Consider the following 19,669-nt stretch of genomic DNA (forward strand, 5'->3'; position numbering starts at 1 on the left):
TGATGCCGTGACGCCGTGAGCTGAGCTGAGCTGAGCTGAGCTGAGCGGGGCGTACGCGGGCGTGCGCCACAACGGGCGACCCTGCCGCGCGGCTGACCGGGCCCCGGCACCCTCCCGGGTTTCGCTGAGCACATGGCCCGTATCCGCAGGAGAACCGCCGCCGCGCCGACCACCGCCCTCGTCGCCCTCGCCACGCTCTTCGCCGTGCTGTCCGGGCCGGGGGCTGCCGCTGCCCCTACAGCCCCGCCCCCGCCCGCGCCCGGTGCTCCCGGCGTGCCCCGCGCACCCGCACCGCAGAACGAACTCGTGCCCGGCGTGCACCCGGGCCCGTACCAGCCCTGGCAGCTGGACACCCCCGACCAGGTGCTCGCCCCGCAGGTCTACACCCCCTCCGCCGCGGAGGACGCCGTCGAGCCGCCGAGCCCCGCCGAGGGGAGCGACGCGCTGATCGAGTACGTACCGCTGAGCGAAGCCGTCGCACGGGAGGCCGGGGTGACGGCGTGCAGCCGGCAGGCCGGCCCCCACCAGCGGCAGGTCGAACGGTGGCTGCGGCTCAAGGTGGACGGCAAGCAGTCGGCGGCGGACTGCCGGGCCGTCCGGGCCTTCCAGAGCAAGCAGGGCATCCGGCCCGACATCGGTTTCGCCGGGCCCGTGACCTGGGGCCGGATGCGGCTGCTGTCCGCCGCGAAGGCGCCGAACGCGGCCGGGAGATGCCCCGTACGGGCCGGTCGCGTCGCCTGTGTCGACCTCCGCCGGCAACTGGTCTGGGTGCAGAAGGGGAAGCGGGTGGTGTTCGGGCCCGTACCGGTCCGCAGCGGCAAGGCCGGGTACCGGACCAGGACCGGCTGGTTCAAGGTCTACTGGAAGCACAAGAACCACTGGTCGACGCTGTACAACACCCCCATGCCGTACAGCCAGTTCTTCAGCGGCGGCCAGGCCTTCCACGCCATCTACGGCAGCGTCTACAGCCCGCCCGGGTCACGCGGCTGCGTCAACATGCGGCTCGCCGACGCCCGCACCCTGTGGAGCAGGCTGTACACGGGCGACCGCGTGTACGTGTGGGGGCGCAAGCCAGGTACCTGAGACCTGATGGTTGATGGTCACCTGCTGATGTCCGGCAGCCGGGACCTGGGGCCCGGGACCCGGTGCCCGAGAACGGTGTCGGACCCCTCTGAGACACTGGTCGGCGATGACTGAGACAGCACCCGCGCGTGCCCGCGCCGAGATCGATCTGGCCGCCCTGAGGGCCAATGTGCGGACCCTGCGCGCCCAGGCGCCGGCCGCCGCCCTCATGGCGGTGGTCAAGTCCGACGCGTACGGACACGGGGCCGTGCCGTGCGCCCGCGCGGCCCTGGACGCGGGCGCGACCTGGCTGGGCACGGCCACCCCCGAGGAGGCGCTGGCCCTCCGCGCGGCCGGGCTGCCGGGGCGGATCATGTGCTGGCTGTGGACGCCGGGCGGGCCCTGGCGGGAGGCCGTCGACGCCGACCTGGACCTGGGGATCAGCGGGCTCTGGGCGCTGCGCGAGGCCGCCGAGGCCGCGCGCGCCGCAGGGCGTACCGCGCGCGTGCAGCTCAAGGCCGACACCGGACTCGGACGCAACGGCTGCCAGCCCGCAGACTGGGCCGAACTCGTCGCCGAGGCACGGCGGGCCGAGGCCGAGGGCCTGGTCGCCGTCACCGGCCTGTGGTCGCACTTCGCCTGCGCCGACGAACCGGGGCACCCCTCCATCGCCGCCCAGCTCACCCTCTTCCGCGAGATGCTGGCCCACGCGGAGGGAGCGGGGCTGCGCCCCGAGGTGCGGCACATCGCCAACTCGCCCGCCACGCTCACGCTTCCCGAGTCCCACTTCGACCTCGTACGGACCGGGATCGCCACGTACGGCATCTCGCCAAGCCCCGAGCTGGGCACCTCCGCCGACCTCGGGCTGCGGCCCGTGATGACCCTCTGGGCCTCGCTCGCGCTGGTGAAGCACGTGCCCGCGGGCCACGGCGTGAGTTACGGACACCACTACGTCACCGCAGGCGACACGACCCTCGGCCTCGTGCCCGTCGGGTACGCGGACGGCGTCCCGCGCCACGCCTCCGGCACCGGACCCGTCCTGGTGGGCGGCAAGTGGCGGACGGTCGCGGGGCGCGTCGCGATGGACCAGTTCGCGGTCGACCTCGGCGGGGACGAACCGCCGGTCGGCGAGCGGGCGGTCCTCTTCGGGCCCGGCGACCACGGCGAGCCCACCGCCGAGGACTGGGCCCGCGCCGCGGGCACGATCGCGTACGAGATCGTCACCCGCATCGGAACCCGCGTACCGCGCGTCTACGTGGATGACCTGGATGACGTGGATGACTACGTGAACGAGTAACAAGCGGGGTATCCGCATGAGTGCGGAGCACGGCACTGCACGGCATGCACGGCACCCGTACAGGACGAAGAAGACGAAGAAGACGAAGAAGAGGAGCGGTTCGTGAGCGAGAGCAGCGCGGAGGCAGCGGTGGAAGCGGCCACGGCCGCGACCTCGGCACTCTCCGCGGCCGGGCCCGCGAACTGGCGCAGGGCAGGCGTCGCAGGCGCCGCGATAGGCGTGGTCGCCGCGGGCGCCGCCGCCGGAGTCGCCATAGAGCGGCTCACGGTCGGCCGCGGAATGCGCAGGAAGGCGCGGCTCGCCCTCGACTCGGCCGGTCCGTACGGGGCATTGCGCGGGATGCCGGGCAAGGCCGCCGCGGACGACGGCACCGAGCTGTACTACGAGGTCGACGAGGTGGAGACCGACACCGCGCTGGCCCCACGCCGCCGCCGGCTCTTCGGCCGCAAGGCGCCCGCCCCCGTCACCGTCGTCTTCAGCCACGGCTACTGCCTCAGCCAGGACTCCTGGCACTTCCAGCGGGCCGCGCTGCGCGGAGTCGTCCGGACCGTCCACTGGGACCAGCGCAGCCACGGGCGCTCCGGGCGGGGCGTGGCCCAGGTCCGGGACGACCAGCCGGTCACCATCGACCAGCTGGGCCGGGACCTGAAAGCCGTCATCGACGCGGCGGCGCCCGAGGGGCCACTCGTGCTCGTCGGCCACTCGATGGGCGGCATGACGATGATGGCCCTGGCCGACCAGTACCCCGCCCTGATCCGCGACCGCGTCGTCGGCGTGGCGCTCGTCGGTACGTCGTCCGGGCGGCTCGGCGAGGTCAACTTCGGGCTGCCCGTCGCGGGCGTCAACGCGGTGCGGCGGATCCTGCCCGGCGTGCTGAAGGCGCTCGGGCAGCGGGCCGAACTGGTGGAGCGCGGGCGGCGGGCCACCGCGGACCTGTTCGCGGGGATCATCAAGCGGTACTCGTTCGCGTCCCGGGACATCGACCCGGCGGTCGCGCGGTTCGCGGAGCGGCTCATCGAGGCCACGCCCATCGACGTGGTCGCCGAGTTCTACCCGGCGTTCACCGACCACGACAAGACCGAGGCGCTCGCGTACTTCGCCGATCTGCCCGTGCTCGTACTCGCCGGGGTCAAGGACCTCGTGACGCCGAGCGAGCACAGCGAGTCCATCGCCGATCTGCTCCCCGACGCCGAGCTGGTGCTCGTTCCGGACGCCGGGCACCTCGTGATGCTGGAGCATCCGGAGGTCGTCATAGACCGGCTCGCCGACCTGCTCACCCGCGTCGGCGCCGTGCCCGCAGGGGCTACCGTTGGTGGCTATGGAAGCACCAGCAGCACCGCGCAACCCGGCTGACCCCGGTGTCGTGACCGCGGAGATCGTCGTCAACTCGCCCGAACAGATGAAGGAGTTGGGGCGCAGACTCGCCAAGCTCCTGCGGGCCGGGGACCTCGTGATGCTCACCGGCGAACTGGGCGCGGGCAAGACCACGCTGACGCGCGGGCTCGGGGAAGGGCTCGGGGTCCGGGGCGCGGTCACCTCGCCGACGTTCGTGATCGCCCGCGTGCACCCCCCGCTCGGGGGCGGGCCGCCGCTCGTCCACGTCGACGCGTACCGCCTGGGCGGCGGGCTCGACGAGATGGAGGACCTCGACCTCGACGTGTCGCTGTCCGACTCCGTGATCGTCGTGGAGTGGGGCGAGGGGAAGGTCGAGGAGCTGACGGACGACCGGCTGCATCTGCTGATCCACCGGGCCGTGGGGGACACCACGGACGAGGTGCGGCATGTCGCCGTGACCGGGGTGGGGGAGCGGTGGGGGGCCGTGGACCTGGGTGCGCTCTCCGCCTGAGGCGATTGGGTGACTAGGCGCTGAAGCGCTGCGGCTCTGCGGCTCTGCGGCTCTGAGCCCGGGGGGCAGGGTTCGGTTTGTACGTTCGCCCCAACATTCCGACAGGGTGTCGGGAAGATGTTGCGGCGGGGGGCTTCGGCGTGTTCACATGGGCGGAGGAGTTGGTTAGGTCTACCTAACCATGTCTGCTCCCGGAGCTCTTCAGGAGGCCGCGATGCCTGCGTCTGCGTCTGCGTCTGCGTCGGAACGTGTTCCTTCCAGGGGTGGTGGGGTTTCGGTGTCGGTGGGGGAGTTGCTTGCCGTGGGTGGGCTTGTGCGGGCTGTGTCTGTGCCGCCGCCTGCGCCTGCGCCTGTGCCTGCGCCTGCGGCGGCTGTTCGGGAGGGGCGGCGGCGGGCGGCCTAGGGTCGTTTGCGGGTGCGGGTCCGGTGGGGGTCGGCCGCGCCGTTCCCCGCGCCCCTTGGGGGCTGCGCCCCTTGGGGGCTGCGCCCCCCGAAAAGACTGCGCCGTTCCCCGCGCCCCTAAAGACAAAAGACTGCGCCGTTCCCCGCGCCCCTAAAGACAAAAGACTGCGCCGTTCCCCGCGCCCCGCCAAGGCGAAAGACTGCGCCGTTCCCCGCGCCCCTGTTGGGGCTCGGGCGGGTGGGTGGGTATGCGGGTGGATTGAGTCGGTTAGTTGATTACCGTGATCCTTGTGCCGATCGTGGCGAAGTCCCACATCGCCGCCCCGGCACCCCGCGGCTCGCGGATCGCGCCCAGTTTGCGGGCCGGGTCAGGGGGCGTCACCGAGCCGTCCACCGCCGCGCTGAAGCCGATCGCGATGCCGTCCAGGCTGGCGAAGCGGACCACGTGTTCGACGGCCACACCGTCGGAGCCGACGATCGTCCCGGAGCGTGACGTGACGACGTACCGGGCGGGCAGCGGATCGACCGTACCGGGGCTGACCCGGAACGTGAGCCTGACCCGGTCGCCCTCGTCGACCAGCCACACCCGGTCGTCGTCCAGCGAGTACACGACCCGCTGACCGGTGCCCGAGCCGCCGGGCAGAGCGGTCGGGTGGTTCTTGTCCCGGGGGGCCTTCGACGTCGTGGCCGGCAAGGACTCGGCGGCCCGCGGGGCGGACAGGTCGGCCGGTGCGTACGCCGAGGCCTGGTAGGTGAGGAAGCCGATCACGGCGAGCGCCACCGCGGCGAGCCCGGCCACGATTCCCGAGCTGCTCCGAATCACCTGGGTGCCCACCTCTCGTACGATCCTCGGTCTCAAGGTTTTCGATCTTGTACGGTATTTGTCCGTGTTGTGACGTTGTGACGTTAGCAGCAGGTACCCGCCGGATTGAGGCGGCCGTACGCCGGGTCCGGGCGCCGTAGGCTGTTCGCGTGCTCTTGCTCGCTCTGGATACCGCCACCCCCGCCGTCACCGCCGCGCTGCACGACGGCACGTCCGTCGTCGCCGCCCACAGCCAGGTGGACGCGCGTCGGCACGGGGAACTGCTCCTGCCGGCCGTCGACCGGGTGCTCACCGAGGCCGGGCTGCGGCTCGACGCCGTCACCGGCATCGTCGTCGGCGTGGGCCCCGGCCCGTACACCGGGCTCAGAGTCGGTCTGATGACCGCCGACACGTTCGGGCTCGCGCTCGGCGTCCCCGTGTACGGACTGTGCACGCTCGACGGCCTCGCGTACGCCGCCGGGGGTGCGGCGGGGATCGAGGGACCCTTCGTCGTCGCCACCGACGCCCGCCGCAAAGAGGTCTACTGGGCGCGGTACGCGGACTCCCGTACGCGGCTCACCGAACCCGCCGTGGACCGGCCCGGGGAGCTGGACATCGGCGGGCTGCCCGCCGTGGGCGCGGGCGCGCTGCTCTACCCGGACACCTTCCCGGACGCCCGCGAGCCCGAGCACGTGTCGGCGGCATCGCTCGCCTCCCTCGCGGCGGAGCGGCTGGCCGCAGGTGAGGAGATGGAGGCGCCCCGGCCGCTCTATCTGCGCCGGCCCGACGCCCAGGTGCCCAAGAACTACAAGGTGGTCACCCCCAAGTGACGACCGCGGTGCTGCGCGAGATGCGCTGGTGGGACATCGAGCCCGTACTGGAACTGGAGAAGGACCTCTTCCCCGAGGACGCCTGGTCACGGGGCATGTTCTGGTCCGACCTGGCCCACGCGCGAGGCCCCGAGGCGACCCGGCGGTACGTGGTGGCGGAGGACGGCGGGGTGATCGTCGGATACGGGGGCCTGGCCGCCGCCGGTGACGCCGGAGACGTACAGACCATCGCCGTCGCCCGCGAGCACTGGGGCACCGGGCTCGGCGCACTGATCCTGACCGAACTGCTGCGGGCCGCGACCGCCTTCGAGTGCGCCGAGGTGCTGCTCGAATGCCGGGTCGACAACATCCGCGCCCAGAAGCTCTACGAGCGCTTCGGCTTCGAGGCGATCGGCTTCCGGCGCGGCTACTACCAGCCGGGCAACGTGGACGCGCTCGTGATGCGCCTCAACGACCCGTCAACTTCCGTAAAAGGAACCGAGATCAATGGCTGACGAACCTCTCGTCCTCGGCATCGAGACCTCCTGCGACGAGACCGGCGTCGGCATCGTCCGCGGGACGACCCTCCTCGCGGACGCGATCGCCTCCAGCGTCGACGAGCACGCGCGCTTCGGCGGGGTGGTGCCCGAGGTCGCCTCCCGCGCGCACCTGGAGGCGATGGTGCCGACCATCGAGCGGGCGCTGAAGGAGGCCGGGGTCAGCGCGCGCGACCTCGACGGCATCTCCGTCACCGCCGGGCCCGGACTCGCGGGCGCGCTGCTCGTCGGGGTCTCGGCGGCGAAGGCGTACGCGTACGCGCTGGGGAAGCCGCTCTACGGGGTGAACCACCTGGCCTCCCACATCTGTGTGGACCAGCTGGAGCACGGGCCGCTGCCCGAGCCGACGATGGCCCTGCTCGTCTCCGGCGGCCACTCCTCGCTGCTGCTGTCCTCGGACATCACCAGTGACGTACGGCCGATGGGCGCGACGATCGACGACGCGGCGGGCGAGGCCTTCGACAAGATCGCCCGTGTGCTCAATCTCGGGTTCCCCGGCGGTCCCGTCATCGACCGCTACGCGAAGGAGGGCGACCCGCGTGCCATCGCCTTCCCGCGCGGGCTCACCGGGCCGCGCGATGCCGCGTACGACTTCTCCTTCTCCGGGCTGAAGACCGCCGTGGCCCGGTGGATCGAGGCGAAGCGGGCGGCCGGCGAGGACGTGCCCGTGCGCGATGTGGCCGCGTCCTTCCAGGAAGCCGTGGTGGACGTCCTCACCCGCAAGGCCGTACGGGCCTGTCGTGACGAGGGCGTCGACCATCTGATGATCGGTGGCGGCGTGGCGGCCAACTCGCGGCTGCGGGTGCTCGCGCAGGAGCGGTGCGAGGCGGCGGGGATCACGTTGCGGGTGCCGCGGCCGAAGCTGTGCACGGACAACGGGGCGATGGTCGCTGCGCTGGGCGCGGAGATGGTGGCTCGGGGGCGGGACGCGTCCGATTGGGATCTGTCGGCGGACTCGTCGTTGCCCGTCACCGATCCGCATGTGCCGGGGCGTTCCCATGCGCATGGGCACTCTCACTCCCACGATCATGTGCATGAGGTCAGCAAGGGCAATCTGTACTCATGAGTGTGGCGTTGATGTGGGAGGCGCGGGCCGCCGAGGGGCGGGGGGAGGAACTGCTCGCGTGGGTGCGGGAGCAGGACCTCCCGGCGCGGCCCCTGCGGCGGGAGGTCCTGCGGGCTCCGGGGGAGCGGGTGCTTGTCATCACGTGGTGGGATGCCGCGTACGACGACCCGCTTCCTGAGCTTCCGGAGCCGGCTGGTGGGTTGGTTGCCCGAACCGTTCATCGGTGGCGGTTCGAGTCCGTCGAGGGGTAGGGGCCGCCTCCGGCGGTTGGTTGTCGGGTGCGGGTCCGGTGGGGGCTGGTCGCGCAGTTCCCCGCGCCCCTCCGAAGACGAAAGGCTGCGCCGTTCCCCGCGCCCCTTAGCGGGCCGTTGTCCTGCACGTCAGTTGCCGGGACGGGCCCGGTTGGCGTTCTGGGCCTGTCAGGGTCAGGTGGGTCGTGTGGACTACGGACGTGCTGGATTTGGAGACGCGGAGTTCCAGGGCGCCCGGTTCGACCACGCGGTGGCCCCTGGCGTTCGTGAAGGCCGACAGGTCCGGGTGGAAGTGGAACGTGATCTGCCGGGCCTCGCCGGGGGACAGGGTCAGGCGGTGGTAGCCGATCAGGCGTACGTCGGGGCGGGTCACGGATGCCACCGGGTCGTGCAGGTACAGCTGGACGACCTCCGTGCCTTCTCTCGCGCCCGTGTTGCGGATCGTGACCGAGACGTCGTGCCCCTCGTCCGTGGTCGTCCGCGCGTGCACGTCGGCCGTGTTCTCCCACGTGAAGTCCGTGTAGCCCAGACCGTGGCCGAAGGGGTGGAGGGGGGTCGGGTCCAGGTTGCTGACCTCGCCCGCCAGGCCCAGTGGGGGCTGGAGGTAGGTCCACGGCTGGCCGCCCGGGGTCTGCGGGACGCTGACCGGGAGCCGGCCCGACGGGTTCACGCGGCCTGACAGGACGCCCGCCACCGCCGGGCCGCCCTCCTCGCCGGGGAAGAACGCCTGGACCGTGGCGGCCAGCCGGTCGTGCCAGCGGCCCAGCGCGTACGGCCGGCCGGTGAGCAGGACCAGGACGACCGGGGTGTCGGCGGCGGTGAGGGCGTCCAGCAACTGGGCTTGTACACCGGGGAGTTGCAGGTCCGCCACGTCGCAGCCCTCGCCCGACGTGCCCCGGCCGAAGAGGCCCGCCCGGTCGCCGAGCACGGCCACGCAGACGTCCGCCTCGGTGGAGCGGGCGACGGCCTCCTCGAAGCCGGAGGTGTCCGGGTCGGTCGTGTCGCAGCCCTCGGTGAAGGTGATCTTCGCGTCGGGGAGTTCCGTGCGCAGGGACTCCAGGATCGTGGGGATCTCGACGCCCATCGGCAGGGCCGGGTGGTTGACGCCCACATGGGACGGGAACGAGTAGCAGCCCAGCATCGCCAGGGCGTCGGCGGCCCGCGGGCCGACCACGGAGATACGGGTGTCGGGGGCCAACGGGAGCACGCCCTCCGGGTTGGAGAGCAGGACCACGGATTCCTCGGCCAGGCGGCGGGCCAGGACGCGGTTCGCGGTCGAGTCGAGGTCGATGGGGCCGGTCGGTTCGGGGGACCAGGTCTCGTCCAGCAGGCCCAGCTCGCACTTCTGGCGCAGGACCCTGGCCGCCGCCCGGTCCACCAGGGACTCGGGGACGGCACCGGCCCGTACCGCCTCGACCAGCGGGTCGCCGTTGCAGTGGACCGTCGGCAGTTCGACGTCCACGCCCGCCGCGAGGGCCGCGTGGGCGGCCTCGGCCTCGGTGCCCGCGACCCGGTGGAGGGTCTTCAGGAAGCCGACGCCGAAGTAGTCGCTGACGACCGTGCCCGTGAAACCCCACTGTTCGCGGAGGAGTTCGGTCAGCAGGTAGGGGTCCGCGGTCGAGGGCACGCCGTCCGTGTCCGTGTACGCGGCCATCACCGACCGGGCCCCGCCCTCGCGCAGCGCGAACTCGAACGGCGGCAGCGTGATGTCGGCGAACTCGCGCACACCGGCCCGTACGGGCGCGAGGTTGCGGGCGCCCGCCGAGGACGCGTACCCCGCGAAGTGCTTGAGCGTGGCGACGATTCCCGCGGATTCGAGCCCGCGGACGTACGCCGCGCCGATCGTGCCGACGAGGTACGGGTCCTCGCCGATCGTCTCCTCGACCCTGCCCCACCGCGGATCCCGTACGACGTCCAGGACGGGGGCGAGGCCCTGGTGGACGCCTACGGAGGCGAGGTCCCGGCCGATGCGGTGGGCCATCTCCTCGACCAGCGCCGCGTCGAACGAGGCGCCCCAGGCCAGCGGCACCGGATACGCGGTCGCGCCCCAGGCCGTGAAGCCCGCCAGGCACTCCTCGTGGGCGACGGCCGGGATGCCGAAGCGGCCCGCCCCGCTGATCCGGCGCTGGGCGCGGGCCAGTGCCTGCGCGCCCAGCGCGGGGTCCACGGGGGCCGTACCGAACGAGCGGGTGAGCTGGCCCAGACCGTGGGTGATCAGCTCGTCCCAGTCGAAGTCCGAGGTCATCTCGTCCTGGTGCGGGGCGACTCCGTCGCCGTCCGTGGCGGCTCCCACCCACACGCCGTACAGCTGGGCGGTCTTCTCCTCCAGGGTCATCCGGGCGAGCAGGTCGTCGACCCGGGCCTCGGCGGGCAGGGCGGGATCACGCCAGGGTGCGGTGGTCATGAAACTCCTGTCAGGGTGAGGGGCAGGGTCGGGGACGAGTGGGTTCACTTTCCGCCCACGCCCATCAGGCCGCCGACCAGCGCGCGGCGGGCCACCAGGTAGACGGCGAAGATCGGGACGCCGGAGAGGACGACCGAGGCCAGCAGCGCCGGGATGTTGACGCCGAACTGGCTGACGTAGTTGAACAGGCCGAGCGTCAGGACGCGCGGTTCGTCGGACTGGGTGAAGATCAGCGGGAAGAGGAAGCCGTTCCAGGCCTGCAGCGCCGCGTAGATGACGACCGTGCTGATACCGCCCTTGGCCATCGGAATCGCCAGCTGGAACAGCATCCGCTGCGGTGAGGCGCCGTCCAGGGCCATCGCCTCGTACAGCTCCTCCGAGACGTCCCGCAGGGTGCCCACGAGGACGAGCACGGACACCGGCATCGCGAAGGCAGCCGTCGGCAGGATGACCGCGAGCAGGCTGTCGTACAGGTCGAGCTTGGCGATCAGGAGGTAGAGGGGGACCACGACCGCCTGGGCCGGGATCGCGACGCCGAGCAGGAACAGCCGGAAGGCCAGGCCCGACCAGCGGTCGCGGGTGCGGACGGCCACGTACGCCAGCGGGACCGAGAGGCCGAGGACGATCGCCACGACCGCGACGGCCACGATCGCGGTGTTGGCCAGCAGATGGCCGAAGCCGCTGTTCAGCACGGTGTTGTAGTTGTCGAGCGTCGGACTCGTGGGCGGGGTCAGCGGGTTGCCGGTGAGGGCCTTGTCCTGGCTGGTGAGCGAGGCCGACAGCATCGCGTAGATCGGGATGACGACGATCGCCAGCCAGACGACCGCGCCGAGCCCGGCGACGGGGTTGGCGCGCTTCGTCCAGTGCCAGTGCCGGCGGCGGCGGGGCGGGGACGGTCGCGTGTCGCGCTTCTCGGTCTGCACGGGACGCGGACGCGGCAAGGTGTCGTGTGACACTCCGTCACATCCCTTCGCGGGTACTGCGCATGCCGCCGAAGCCGGTCAGCCGCACGAGGATCAGGGACAGGCCGGTGGCGACCAGCACCAGGAAGGACGCGATGGCGCTCGCGTAACCGAAGTCGTAGCTCTTGAAGCCCGCCTCGTACATCAGGTACGGCAGGATCGCGGTGTCGGTGCCCGGGCCGCCCTTGGTGAGGATCAGCACGGTCTCGAAGTACGTGAGCGAGCCGACGACCATCAGGACCGTGGACGTCGTGACGGTGTGGCGCAGCTGCGGCAGCGTGATCGAGAAGAACTGGCGGTAGCGGCCCGCCCCGTCGATCGCCGCGGCCTGGTAGAGGACCTCGGGTATCTGACGGGCGCCGCCCTGGTAGATCAGCGTGTGGAAGGGGATGAACTGCCAGCCGCCGACGAACACGATCGCGAGGAACGCGCCGCTGGAGGAGCCGAGGATGTTCTGCTGGATGATGCCGAAGTTCGGGTCGAGCAGGGCGTAGAAGAGCAGCGCGATCGCCGTCGAGGACAGCAGGAACGGGACGAAGAAGATCGCGGACAGCACCGCCCGGTTGCGCTGGCGGCCCGCCGCCCAGACGCCGAGCAGCAGCGCGATCACCGTCTGGAAGACCCAGCTCGCCGCCGTCAGCAGGACCGTGAGCCACAGCGACTGGACCATCCGGTCGTCATTGATCAGCTTCCGCCAGTTGTCGAGGCCGACGGGTGTCGGGTCGCCCAGGCCGTCCCAGCTGGTGAAGGAGAGATAGAAGGCGAGTCCCATCGGGACCACGGCGAAGAACGCGAAGAACAGCACACCGGGCAGTGCCCAGACGGCGTGCGGCCGGCCGGCCGTGGCGGCCCCGGACCGCTTTCGCGGCCCGCGGGGCAGCTCGGGCCCGCCGCGCTCGCCGACCGGGCTTCCCACCGGGGCCTTGGTGGGGGTGGGTGCGCTCACTTCAGCTCCTTGAGCGCCGACACGAACTCGCTCGGCGAGGACTTCCCGACGAACAGCTTGTTGATCTCGGTGAGCATCGGGGTCGCGATGTCCGCGTCGACCGCCTGGTCCCAGGAGAGCGTGAAGGCCGGCGCCTTCTCGACCATCTCGTACTGGAACTTCGCGAACTCCGGGTTGGGCGAGGCGTCCAGCAGCTTGGCCGCGTTCGAGGTCGTCGGGATGTCACCGTTGGCGACCAGCGCCTTGGCGTACGTCTCGGAGGCGCAGTCCTTCAGGAAGGCGATCGCCGCGTCCTTGTTGCCCGTACGGGCGTTGACCGACCAGTAGTTGGTCGGGTTGCCGACGACGTTGCGGACGTCGCCGGTGCCGCCCTCGACCGTGGGGAACGCACACCAGCCCAGGTTGTTCTTCGCGAAGGACGGGAACTTTCCGAGCTGCGTCGAGTACTCCCACGAACCCATCAGATGCATCGCCGCCTTGCCCTTGGCGAAGACCGCGGGCGCGCCGCCGTTGACGTACGACACCGAGCTGAACTTCGACCCGAACGCGCCGTCGTCGATGAGTTCCTTCACCGTCTCGGCGGCCTTGAGGACGGCCGGGTCGCCCCAGGCGGACGCGTCGCCGCCCTGGATCTTCGCGAAGACCTCCGGGCCGCCGATCCGGTCGACCAGGTACTCCAGCCACATCAGCTCGGTCCAGGTGTCCGCCCCGCCGAGCGCGAACGGGGTGATCTTCGCCTTCTTCAGCTTGGCGTTGATGTCCTGCAGCTCGGCCCAGGTGGTGGGCGGCTGGAGCTTGTGCTCGGCGAAGACCGACTTGTTGTAGAAGAGGATCACCGGCTGCATACCGCGCATCGGTATCCCGTAGTTGCGGCCGCCGAGCGCGCCCGCCGCGAGCACCGCGGGCAGGAAGCCCGACTTCAGGACCGGGTCGCCCGCGATGGTGTCGGTCAGGTCGATCAGCTGCTTCGCCTCCTGGTAGGCCCGGATCGAGCCGCCGCCCCAGTTGAAGAGGACATCGGGGGCGCTCGGGGAACCCATCGCCGTACGCAGCTTGGAGGTGTAGTCCGCGCCCGGGATCTTGACCAGCTTCACCGTGCCCTTGGCCGACTTGCTCGCGGCGGACTTGTTGAAGCGTTCGACGGCCGTCTGCTGGACCTTGACCGCGTCGTCCCCGTACACGAAGGCGTCGATCGTGCCGCCGCCCCCGCCGGGGCCGTCGTCCGAGCCGCAGGCGGCGAGGCCGGTGGTGAGCAGGGTGGTGGCGCCGGCGCCCAGCACCCAGCGCCTGCTGAACGCACGGCCGCTGAGGCTGCCGCCCGCGCTTCTGCCCGGGCCCGCGCCCGTGGGCTGCCCGCTGGTGGACCGCCCGTTGATCGACTCCATGACAGCACCTCTTCTTGTCCGGCTCGTCCGCTCGCCGGCGCGCTCGCGGCACGCATACGCATCGAACCTGCACGAATGTTTCGGGTGGTACTTCGAATGTTCCGGGAACGTATGGCGGTCGAAGGGCTTCGTCAAGAGGTTGCGCAGGGATACGATCCCGTTCATGACTCGCCCGAATCCCGCCGTAGCCCAGTCAGCGACGCTCGCCGAGATCGCCCGCGAGGCGGGAGTCTCGGCCCCGACTGTTTCGAAGGTGCTCAACGGCCGCGCCGACGTGGCCCCCTCGACCCGCACCCGGGTCGAGGAACTGCTGAGAAACCACGGCTACCGGCGCCGCCGGGCCGAGGCGTCCCGGTCGCCGCTCATCGACCTCGTCTTCCACGAACTGGAGAGCGCGTGGGCGATGGAGGTCATCCGGGGCGTGGAGAACGTGGCGCGGGACGAAGGGCTGAGCGTCGTCCTGTCCGAGAGCGCGGGACGGCTCACCCCCGGGCGCACCTGGGCCGACCAGGTCGCCGCCCGCCGCCCGCACGGGGTCGTGCTCGTCCTCAGCGGGCTCGACGAGTCCCAGCGGGCGCTGCTGACGAGCCGGTCCATCCCGTTCGTGGTGGTCGACCCGGCGGGCGACCCCGGTGACGACGCCCCGTCCGTGGGTGCCACCAACTGGCAGGGCGGCCTCGCGGCGACCCGTCACCTGGCCGACCTCGGCCACCGCCGTATCGGCGTGATCAGCGGGCCCTCGCGGATGATGTGCAGCCGGGCCCGGCTCGACGGGTACCGGGCGGCGCTCGACACGGCCGGGCTGCCCGTCGACCCGGCGCTCGTACGCACCGGCGACTTCCACCACGACAGCGGCTACCGCGCAGGGCTCGAACTCCTGAAACTCCCCGACCGCCCGACGGCCGTCTTCGCGGGCAACGACCTCCAGGCCCTCGGCCTGTACGAGGCCGCCCGCGAGCTGGGTCTGCGCGTACCGGAGGACCTCAGCATCGTCGGCTTCGACGACCTGCCGGTGGCCCGCTGGGTCGGCCCGCCGCTCACCACCGTGCGCCAGCCACTCACGGAGATGGCCGAGGCGGCGGCCCGGCTCGTACTGGACCTCGGCCGCTCGGAACGGCCCTCGACCGCCACGCGGGTGGAACTGGCGACGAGCCTGGTGGTCCGGAGCAGTACGGCGCCGCCGTCGGCGTGATCGATACCACGGTCGGCGTGATCGACACCACGGTCCCCGTGAGCGGTATCGGGGCGTCGAAAGTTTCGAAGACCGATCCTGAGAAAACTCAACGAAACCTGAGAGTTTCCGAAGGAAAGCCGGGAAGTGGTTCCTTGTTGAAATAATTCGGACTTATGTTCTTCCTGTGAGCGGGAGTGTGGGCGTGAGCGGAGAAGACGGGTCCGGGGGCGAGGACGCCGCGATACCCGAGGGCGGTGACGCCGGCGCCGACGTCGGCGCAGGGGGGCGGTCGTGGTGGTCCGGGCGGTCGCGGCTGTTCAAGGTGGCGGGCATCGCCCTCAGTTGCGTACTCGTCGCGTCCGTGGCCGGGGCCGCGTGGGTGTACTGGCATCTGAACCACAACATCAAGAGCGTCGACATCGACAGCGCGCTCGGCGACAACCGGCCGGCCAGGGCCGTGACGACCCCGACGGGCCCCGAGTCCGCCACCCCGCTCCCCAGCGGCGCGCTCAACATCCTGGTCCTCGGCTCCGACTCGCGCAGCGGCAAGCGCAACAAGGCGCTCGGCGGCGGCAGCAGTGAGGGCGCCCGCTCCGACACGGCGATGATCATCCACGTCGACGAGGGCCGCTCGGAGGCGACCGTCGTGAGCATCCCGCGCGACACCCTCGTCACACGCCCCTCCTGCCCGCTGGAGTCGGGCGGTTCGACGGCGGAGGCGTACGGCGTGATGTTCAACAGCGCGTACTCGGTCGGCGGGCCCGTCTGCGCGGTCAAGACCGTGGAGACCCTGACGAACGTCCGCATGGACCACTACATCGAGATCGACTTCGCCGGCTTCGCCGATCTGGTGGACGCGCTCGGCGGGGTCACGGTCACGACCGACGACGACATCTCCGACGAGGACAGCCACCTCGAACTGGAGGCGGGCACCCACCACCTCGACGGCGCGGACGCCCTGGCCCTGGCCCGCACCCGGCACGGCATAGGCGACGGCAGCGACCTCGGCCGCATCGGCCTCCAGCAGAAACTGGTGAAGGCGCTCCTCGACCAGGTCTCCTCCAGCAACCTCCTCACCAACCCCACCCGGCTGTACAGCGTCGCCGACGCGCTCACCGGCAGCCTCACCACGGACACGGGCCTGAACTCCCTGACCGAACTGATGGGCCTCGGCCAGAGCCTGAAGTCCCTCTCATCCACGTACACCGAGACCGTGACGATGCCGGTGGTGCCTGCCCCGTCCAACCCCAACCGGGTGGTGGCGGAGGAGCCGGAGGCGGGAAAGCTGTGGGAGTCACTGAAGTGACCCTCTCGAAGAAAAAGTGACCTTCTCGAAGAAAACCCGATGAAGTTCGGCGGGTGTGTCGATCCCGGCGTCGGTCGTTCGACGTATGGGTGAGAGGCGATGAGAGGCGGGGACCGGCCCCGGCTCCGCGCCGAGGACTCAGGGAGTCACCATGCCGCGCTACCTGTCGATGATCCGTATCGACGAGCAGAACGCCCCCGCCGAGGGGCCGAGCGACGCGCTCATGGAGCGCATGGGCGAGCTGATCGAGGAGATGACGAAGGCCGGCGTACTGCTGGACACCTCCGGTCTGACGCCGACCGCGCAGGGCACACGGGTGCGCTGGGAGGGCGGCGAACTGTCCGTCACCGACGGGCCGTTCACCGAGGCCAAGGAGGTCGTCGGCGGGTACGCGATGCTCCAGGCCAAGGACCGGGCCGAGGCGGTCGAGTGGACCAAGCGGTTCCTGCAGATCCACGAGGCCCACTGGACGGTGACCTGCGAGGTGCGGGAGATCGTCGAGGGCTGAGCCTTGGCCGTACGGGTCCGGGGGTGTCTGATGGTGGAACGTGACGCCAGACACCCCCGCGGACACCCCCGCCCAGGACCCTGACCGCACCATCGAGACCGTCTTCCGGATGGAGTCGCCCCGCATCATCGCCGGGGTCGCACGCATCGTCCGGGACGTCGGGATCGCGGAGGAGCTGGCGCAGGACGCGCTGGTCGCGGCGCTGGAGCAGTGGCCGCGGGACGGGGTGCCTGGCAATCCCGGGGCCTGGCTCATGGCCACCGCCAAACACCGGGCGATCGACCTCGTACGGCGGCGCGAGCGGTACGCCCGCAAGCTGGCGGAGATGGGGCGCGACCTGGAGACGTCCGGGCCGCGGAGCCACCTCGACGAGCCCGCCGATCCCGACGACATCGACGACGACCTGCTGCGGCTCGTCTTCACCGCGTGCCACCCCGTGCTGTCCGCCGAGGCCCGCATCGCGCTCACCCTGCGGCTGCTCGGCGGGCTGACCACCGTCGAGATCGCGCGCGCGTACCTCACCCCTGAGAAGACCCTCGCCCAGCGGATCGTGCGCGCCAAACGGACCCTCGCCGCGAAGGGCGTTCCCTTCGAGGTGCCGTACGGGCCCGAACGCGAGGCCCGGCTCGGTTCCGTACTGGAGGTCATCTACCTGATCTTCAACGAGGGGTACGCCGCCACGGCCGGGGACGACTTGCTGCGGCCCGCGCTCTGCGAGGACGCGCTGCGGCTCGCCCGGGTACTGGCCGAATTGATGCCCAAGGAGCCCGAAGTGCACGGGCTGGCGGCGCTGCTGGAGCTGCAGGCGTCGCGGTCGGCCGCGCGGACCGGGCCCACGGGGGAGCCCGTGCTGCTCAAGGACCAGAGCCGGGCGCGGTGGAACCGGGTGCTCATCCGGCGGGGGTTCGCCGCGCTGGGGCGGGCCGACGCGGTGTCCTCGGGAGGCGCACCCGGGCCGTACGTCCTCCAGGCCGCCATCGCCGCGTGTCACGCGCACGCGCTCACGTACGCGGAGACCGACTGGGGGCGGATCGTCACGCTCTACGGGATGCTCGCCGTGCGGGCGCCGTCGCCGGTCGTCGAGCTGAACCGGGCCGTCGCCGTGTCCATGGCCGAGGGGCCGGGGGTGGCGCTGGCGCTCGTGGACGCGCTGGTGGGGGAACCGGCGTTGCGCGAATACCACTTGCTGCCGAGTGTCCGGGGGGACTTGCTGGTGCGGCTCGGCCGCAGGGAGGAGGCGGCGCGGGAGTTTGAGCGGGCGGCTGAACTGGCCCGCAACGAGCGAGAGCGGACGCTGTTGCTGACCCGGGCGAGGGAGTGCGGGTCGCGCCGGTGAGGATGCGCAGTTCCCCGCGCCCCTGAGGGGGTGGGGCTTGGCCGTGTATGCCGGCTGACCCGCCGCGGGGGTCGCCCGCGCAGTTCCCCGCGCCCCTGGGGCGGCATCGGCCGGTTTGCGGGTGCGGGTGCGTCGTGGCTGGCCGCGCAGTTCCCCGCGCCCCTAAAGGCTCGGCTGCGCCCTCGCCCCCTAAGGGGCGCGAGGAACGGCGCGCTCAGCCACGACGCACCCGCACCCATGAGACAACCGTTCCCCCCCGAGGGGCGCGGGGAACTGCGCGGTCAGCCCCCACCGGCCCCCACCCGTCAGAGCCGGTCAGGACCGCGTGTCGCCCGAACGGCTCCTTCGTCGTGAAGGTGGGGCCGGGGCGTGGCACGGTGGAGCCACCTGTTGGCACCACCGGACCCCGGAGCCTCACATGGCTGATCTGCAGGACGAACTGCACTCCACCGCAGAGGTCGGGGAACTGGACCTGGATCATCCCGAGCCGATGAGCGGCGTGTTCGAGCCGCCGCCCGTCGAGGCCGGGCCCGGTGCCGACCCCCTGGCCCGCGCCCGCACCCTCCTCACCGACCACCCCGTCGCGGACGGCTACAGCGGCCTCCCCTGGGCCCTGCGCCGCCTGTCCTGGTACGACCTCGAACTGGGCGAGAGCGCCGTCGACACGGACGTGCCCCGGCTTCGAGAGGGGCACGTAGGAGCGTTGTTCTGGTCGCTGCACCTGCCGGGGGCACTCGTCGGCGAACGCGCCGTCGGCGCCACGCTGGAACAGCTCGACCTCGTGAAGACCGTGGTCGCCGCGCACCCGGAGGGCCTGCGCATGGCCCACAGCGCGGCCCAGGTCACGGACGCCAGGAACTGCGGACGTGTCGCCGTGCTGCTCGGCCCGGCCGGCGCCGCCGCGCTGGACGACTCGCTGGGCATCCTGCGCGCCCTGCACGCTCTCGGCCTGCGCGTCCTGACCCTTTCCGGCGCCTCCTGGGCCGGCGAGAACGGACTGACCCGCTTCGGCGAGGAGGTCGTGCGCGAGATGAACCGCCTCGGCGTCCTCGCCGACCTGTCCGGCGCCTCGGACGCCACCGTCCGCCGCGCCCTGACCATCTCCAAGTCCCCGGTGATGTGCACCCGTTCCGCCGCCCGCGCCCTGCGCCCGCACCCGGCGAACCTCCCCGACGACGTGCTCGTCGAACTCGGTGCCACCCAGGGCCTGTGCCTGGTCCCGCTGACCGCCGAGCAGACCGGTCCCACGGTCCGGGACGTCGCCGACCACCTGGACCACGTACGGGAACTCGCGGGACCCGGGTGTGTCGGCCTCTCGGGGACGTACGACTCCGGGGCCGCGCACCCGCAGGACCTGTCCGACGCCTCGGGCTATCCGAGGCTGGTGGCCGAGCTCCTCGGCCGCGGCTGGTCCGAGACCGATCTGGCCCTGCTCACCTGGGGCAACGTCCAACGCGTCCTGCGTACCGCGGACTTCACCTCCCGCGCCGCCCGCCGGCGCCGCGAGCCGTCCATGGCGCGGATCGCCGAACTCGACGGCTGACCCGGACGGCCGG

18 protein-coding genes are annotated in these 19,669 nt (G+C 71.7%); 13 read left to right on the plus strand and 5 right to left on the minus strand.

Going from position 1 to position 19,669, the window contains the following annotated elements; all coding sequences use genetic code 11:
* Positions 1-132 precede the first annotated feature (132 nt).
* The 4 genes from C6Y14_RS42160 to tsaE all read left to right on the plus strand — a co-directional run bounded on the left by C6Y14_RS42160 (position 133) and on the right by tsaE (position 4,205).
* Entirely contained in the window at positions 133-1,083 is a 951-nt protein-coding gene (locus tag C6Y14_RS42160; protein WP_107022229.1) for a L,D-transpeptidase family protein, read from the plus strand.
* 106 nt (positions 1,084-1,189) lie between these two features.
* The gene (gene alr / locus C6Y14_RS42165) at positions 1,190-2,359 is read left to right on the plus strand and encodes an alanine racemase (RefSeq protein WP_107022230.1); all 1,170 of its coding nucleotides are present in this window, start codon (positions 1,190-1,192) and stop codon (positions 2,357-2,359) included.
* Positions 2,360-2,461: 102 nt separating this feature from the next.
* The gene (locus tag C6Y14_RS42170) at positions 2,462-3,712 is read left to right on the plus strand and encodes an alpha/beta fold hydrolase (protein ID WP_107022231.1); all 1,251 of its coding nucleotides are present in this window, start codon (positions 2,462-2,464) and stop codon (positions 3,710-3,712) included.
* Positions 3,678-4,205, plus strand: a complete 528-nt coding sequence (gene tsaE, locus C6Y14_RS42175; protein WP_107022232.1) for a tRNA (adenosine(37)-N6)-threonylcarbamoyltransferase complex ATPase subunit type 1 TsaE — start codon at positions 3,678-3,680, stop codon at positions 4,203-4,205. The genes C6Y14_RS42170 and tsaE overlap by 35 nt, the downstream gene beginning before the upstream one ends.
* A 670-nt stretch (positions 4,206-4,875) precedes the next feature.
* Here the strand turns inward: tsaE and C6Y14_RS42180 are convergent.
* Positions 4,876-5,430 carry a hypothetical protein gene (locus C6Y14_RS42180; RefSeq protein WP_107022259.1) on the minus strand — a complete coding sequence of 185 codons (555 nt, stop codon included), beginning with the start codon at positions 5,428-5,430 and terminating at the stop codon, positions 4,876-4,878.
* A gap of 149 nt (positions 5,431-5,579) precedes the next feature.
* Here C6Y14_RS42180 and tsaB point away from each other — a divergent pair, with 149 nt between their 5' ends.
* Genes tsaB through C6Y14_RS42200 form a run of 4 tightly spaced genes read left to right on the plus strand, consistent with a single transcriptional unit; the run spans position 5,580 to position 8,092 of the window.
* Entirely contained in the window at positions 5,580-6,239 is a 660-nt protein-coding gene (gene tsaB / locus C6Y14_RS42185) for a tRNA (adenosine(37)-N6)-threonylcarbamoyltransferase complex dimerization subunit type 1 TsaB (RefSeq protein WP_107022233.1), read from the plus strand.
* Between the two features lie 20 nt (positions 6,240-6,259).
* On the plus strand, positions 6,260-6,733 hold the full coding sequence (gene rimI, locus C6Y14_RS42190; protein WP_199855059.1) for a ribosomal protein S18-alanine N-acetyltransferase: 474 nt from the start codon (positions 6,260-6,262) through the stop codon (positions 6,731-6,733).
* On the plus strand, positions 6,726-7,841 hold the full coding sequence (gene tsaD / locus C6Y14_RS42195) for a tRNA (adenosine(37)-N6)-threonylcarbamoyltransferase complex transferase subunit TsaD (RefSeq protein WP_107022235.1): 1,116 nt from the start codon (positions 6,726-6,728) through the stop codon (positions 7,839-7,841). The genes rimI and tsaD overlap by 8 nt, the downstream gene beginning before the upstream one ends.
* Positions 7,838-8,092, plus strand: coding sequence for a hypothetical protein (locus C6Y14_RS42200; protein ID WP_107022236.1), 255 nt, complete (start codon positions 7,838-7,840; stop codon positions 8,090-8,092). The genes tsaD and C6Y14_RS42200 overlap by 4 nt, the downstream gene beginning before the upstream one ends.
* Before the next feature lie 106 nt (positions 8,093-8,198).
* Here the strand turns inward: C6Y14_RS42200 and C6Y14_RS42205 are convergent, their stop codons facing one another.
* The 4 genes from C6Y14_RS42205 to C6Y14_RS42220 form a co-directional block, all read right to left on the minus strand.
* Positions 8,199-10,496, minus strand: coding sequence for a beta-xylosidase/alpha-l-arabinosidase (locus C6Y14_RS42205; RefSeq protein ID WP_107022237.1), 2,298 nt, complete (start codon positions 10,494-10,496; stop codon positions 8,199-8,201).
* Positions 10,497-10,540: 44 nt separating this feature from the next.
* A complete protein-coding gene (locus C6Y14_RS42210) occupies positions 10,541-11,452 on the minus strand; it encodes a carbohydrate ABC transporter permease (protein WP_107022238.1) in 912 nt (303 codons plus the stop codon).
* A gap of 4 nt (positions 11,453-11,456) precedes the next feature.
* Entirely contained in the window at positions 11,457-12,338 is an 882-nt protein-coding gene (locus C6Y14_RS42215; RefSeq protein WP_107022260.1) for a carbohydrate ABC transporter permease, read from the minus strand.
* Between the two features lie 62 nt (positions 12,339-12,400).
* Positions 12,401-13,789 (minus strand): ABC transporter substrate-binding protein, encoded by a 1,389-nt coding sequence (locus C6Y14_RS42220; RefSeq protein WP_107022239.1) that lies wholly within the window; start codon positions 13,787-13,789, stop codon positions 12,401-12,403.
* Between the two features lie 163 nt (positions 13,790-13,952).
* Here C6Y14_RS42220 and C6Y14_RS42225 point away from each other — a divergent pair, with 163 nt between their 5' ends.
* The 5 genes from C6Y14_RS42225 (at position 13,953) to C6Y14_RS42250 (ending at position 19,656) form a co-directional block, all read left to right on the plus strand.
* Entirely contained in the window at positions 13,953-14,981 is a 1,029-nt protein-coding gene (locus tag C6Y14_RS42225; protein WP_107022240.1) for a LacI family DNA-binding transcriptional regulator, read from the plus strand.
* A gap of 184 nt (positions 14,982-15,165) precedes the next feature.
* The gene (locus C6Y14_RS42230; RefSeq protein ID WP_404828925.1) at positions 15,166-16,269 is read left to right on the plus strand and encodes an LCP family protein; all 1,104 of its coding nucleotides are present in this window, start codon (positions 15,166-15,168) and stop codon (positions 16,267-16,269) included.
* Positions 16,270-16,420: 151 nt separating this feature from the next.
* Positions 16,421-16,777, plus strand: coding sequence for a YciI family protein (locus C6Y14_RS42235; RefSeq protein WP_107022241.1), 357 nt, complete (start codon positions 16,421-16,423; stop codon positions 16,775-16,777).
* Between the two features lie 109 nt (positions 16,778-16,886).
* The gene (locus C6Y14_RS42240; protein WP_107022262.1) at positions 16,887-18,113 is read left to right on the plus strand and encodes an RNA polymerase sigma factor; all 1,227 of its coding nucleotides are present in this window, start codon (positions 16,887-16,889) and stop codon (positions 18,111-18,113) included.
* A 418-nt stretch (positions 18,114-18,531) separates the two neighbouring features.
* On the plus strand, positions 18,532-19,656 hold the full coding sequence (locus C6Y14_RS42250; protein WP_107022242.1) for a dipeptidase: 1,125 nt from the start codon (positions 18,532-18,534) through the stop codon (positions 19,654-19,656).
* Positions 19,657-19,669: the final 13 nt, after the last annotated feature.

Source organism: Streptomyces dioscori (genome assembly GCF_003024195.1).
Taxonomy (GTDB): Bacteria; Actinomycetota; Actinomycetes; order Streptomycetales; family Streptomycetaceae; genus Streptomyces; species Streptomyces dioscori.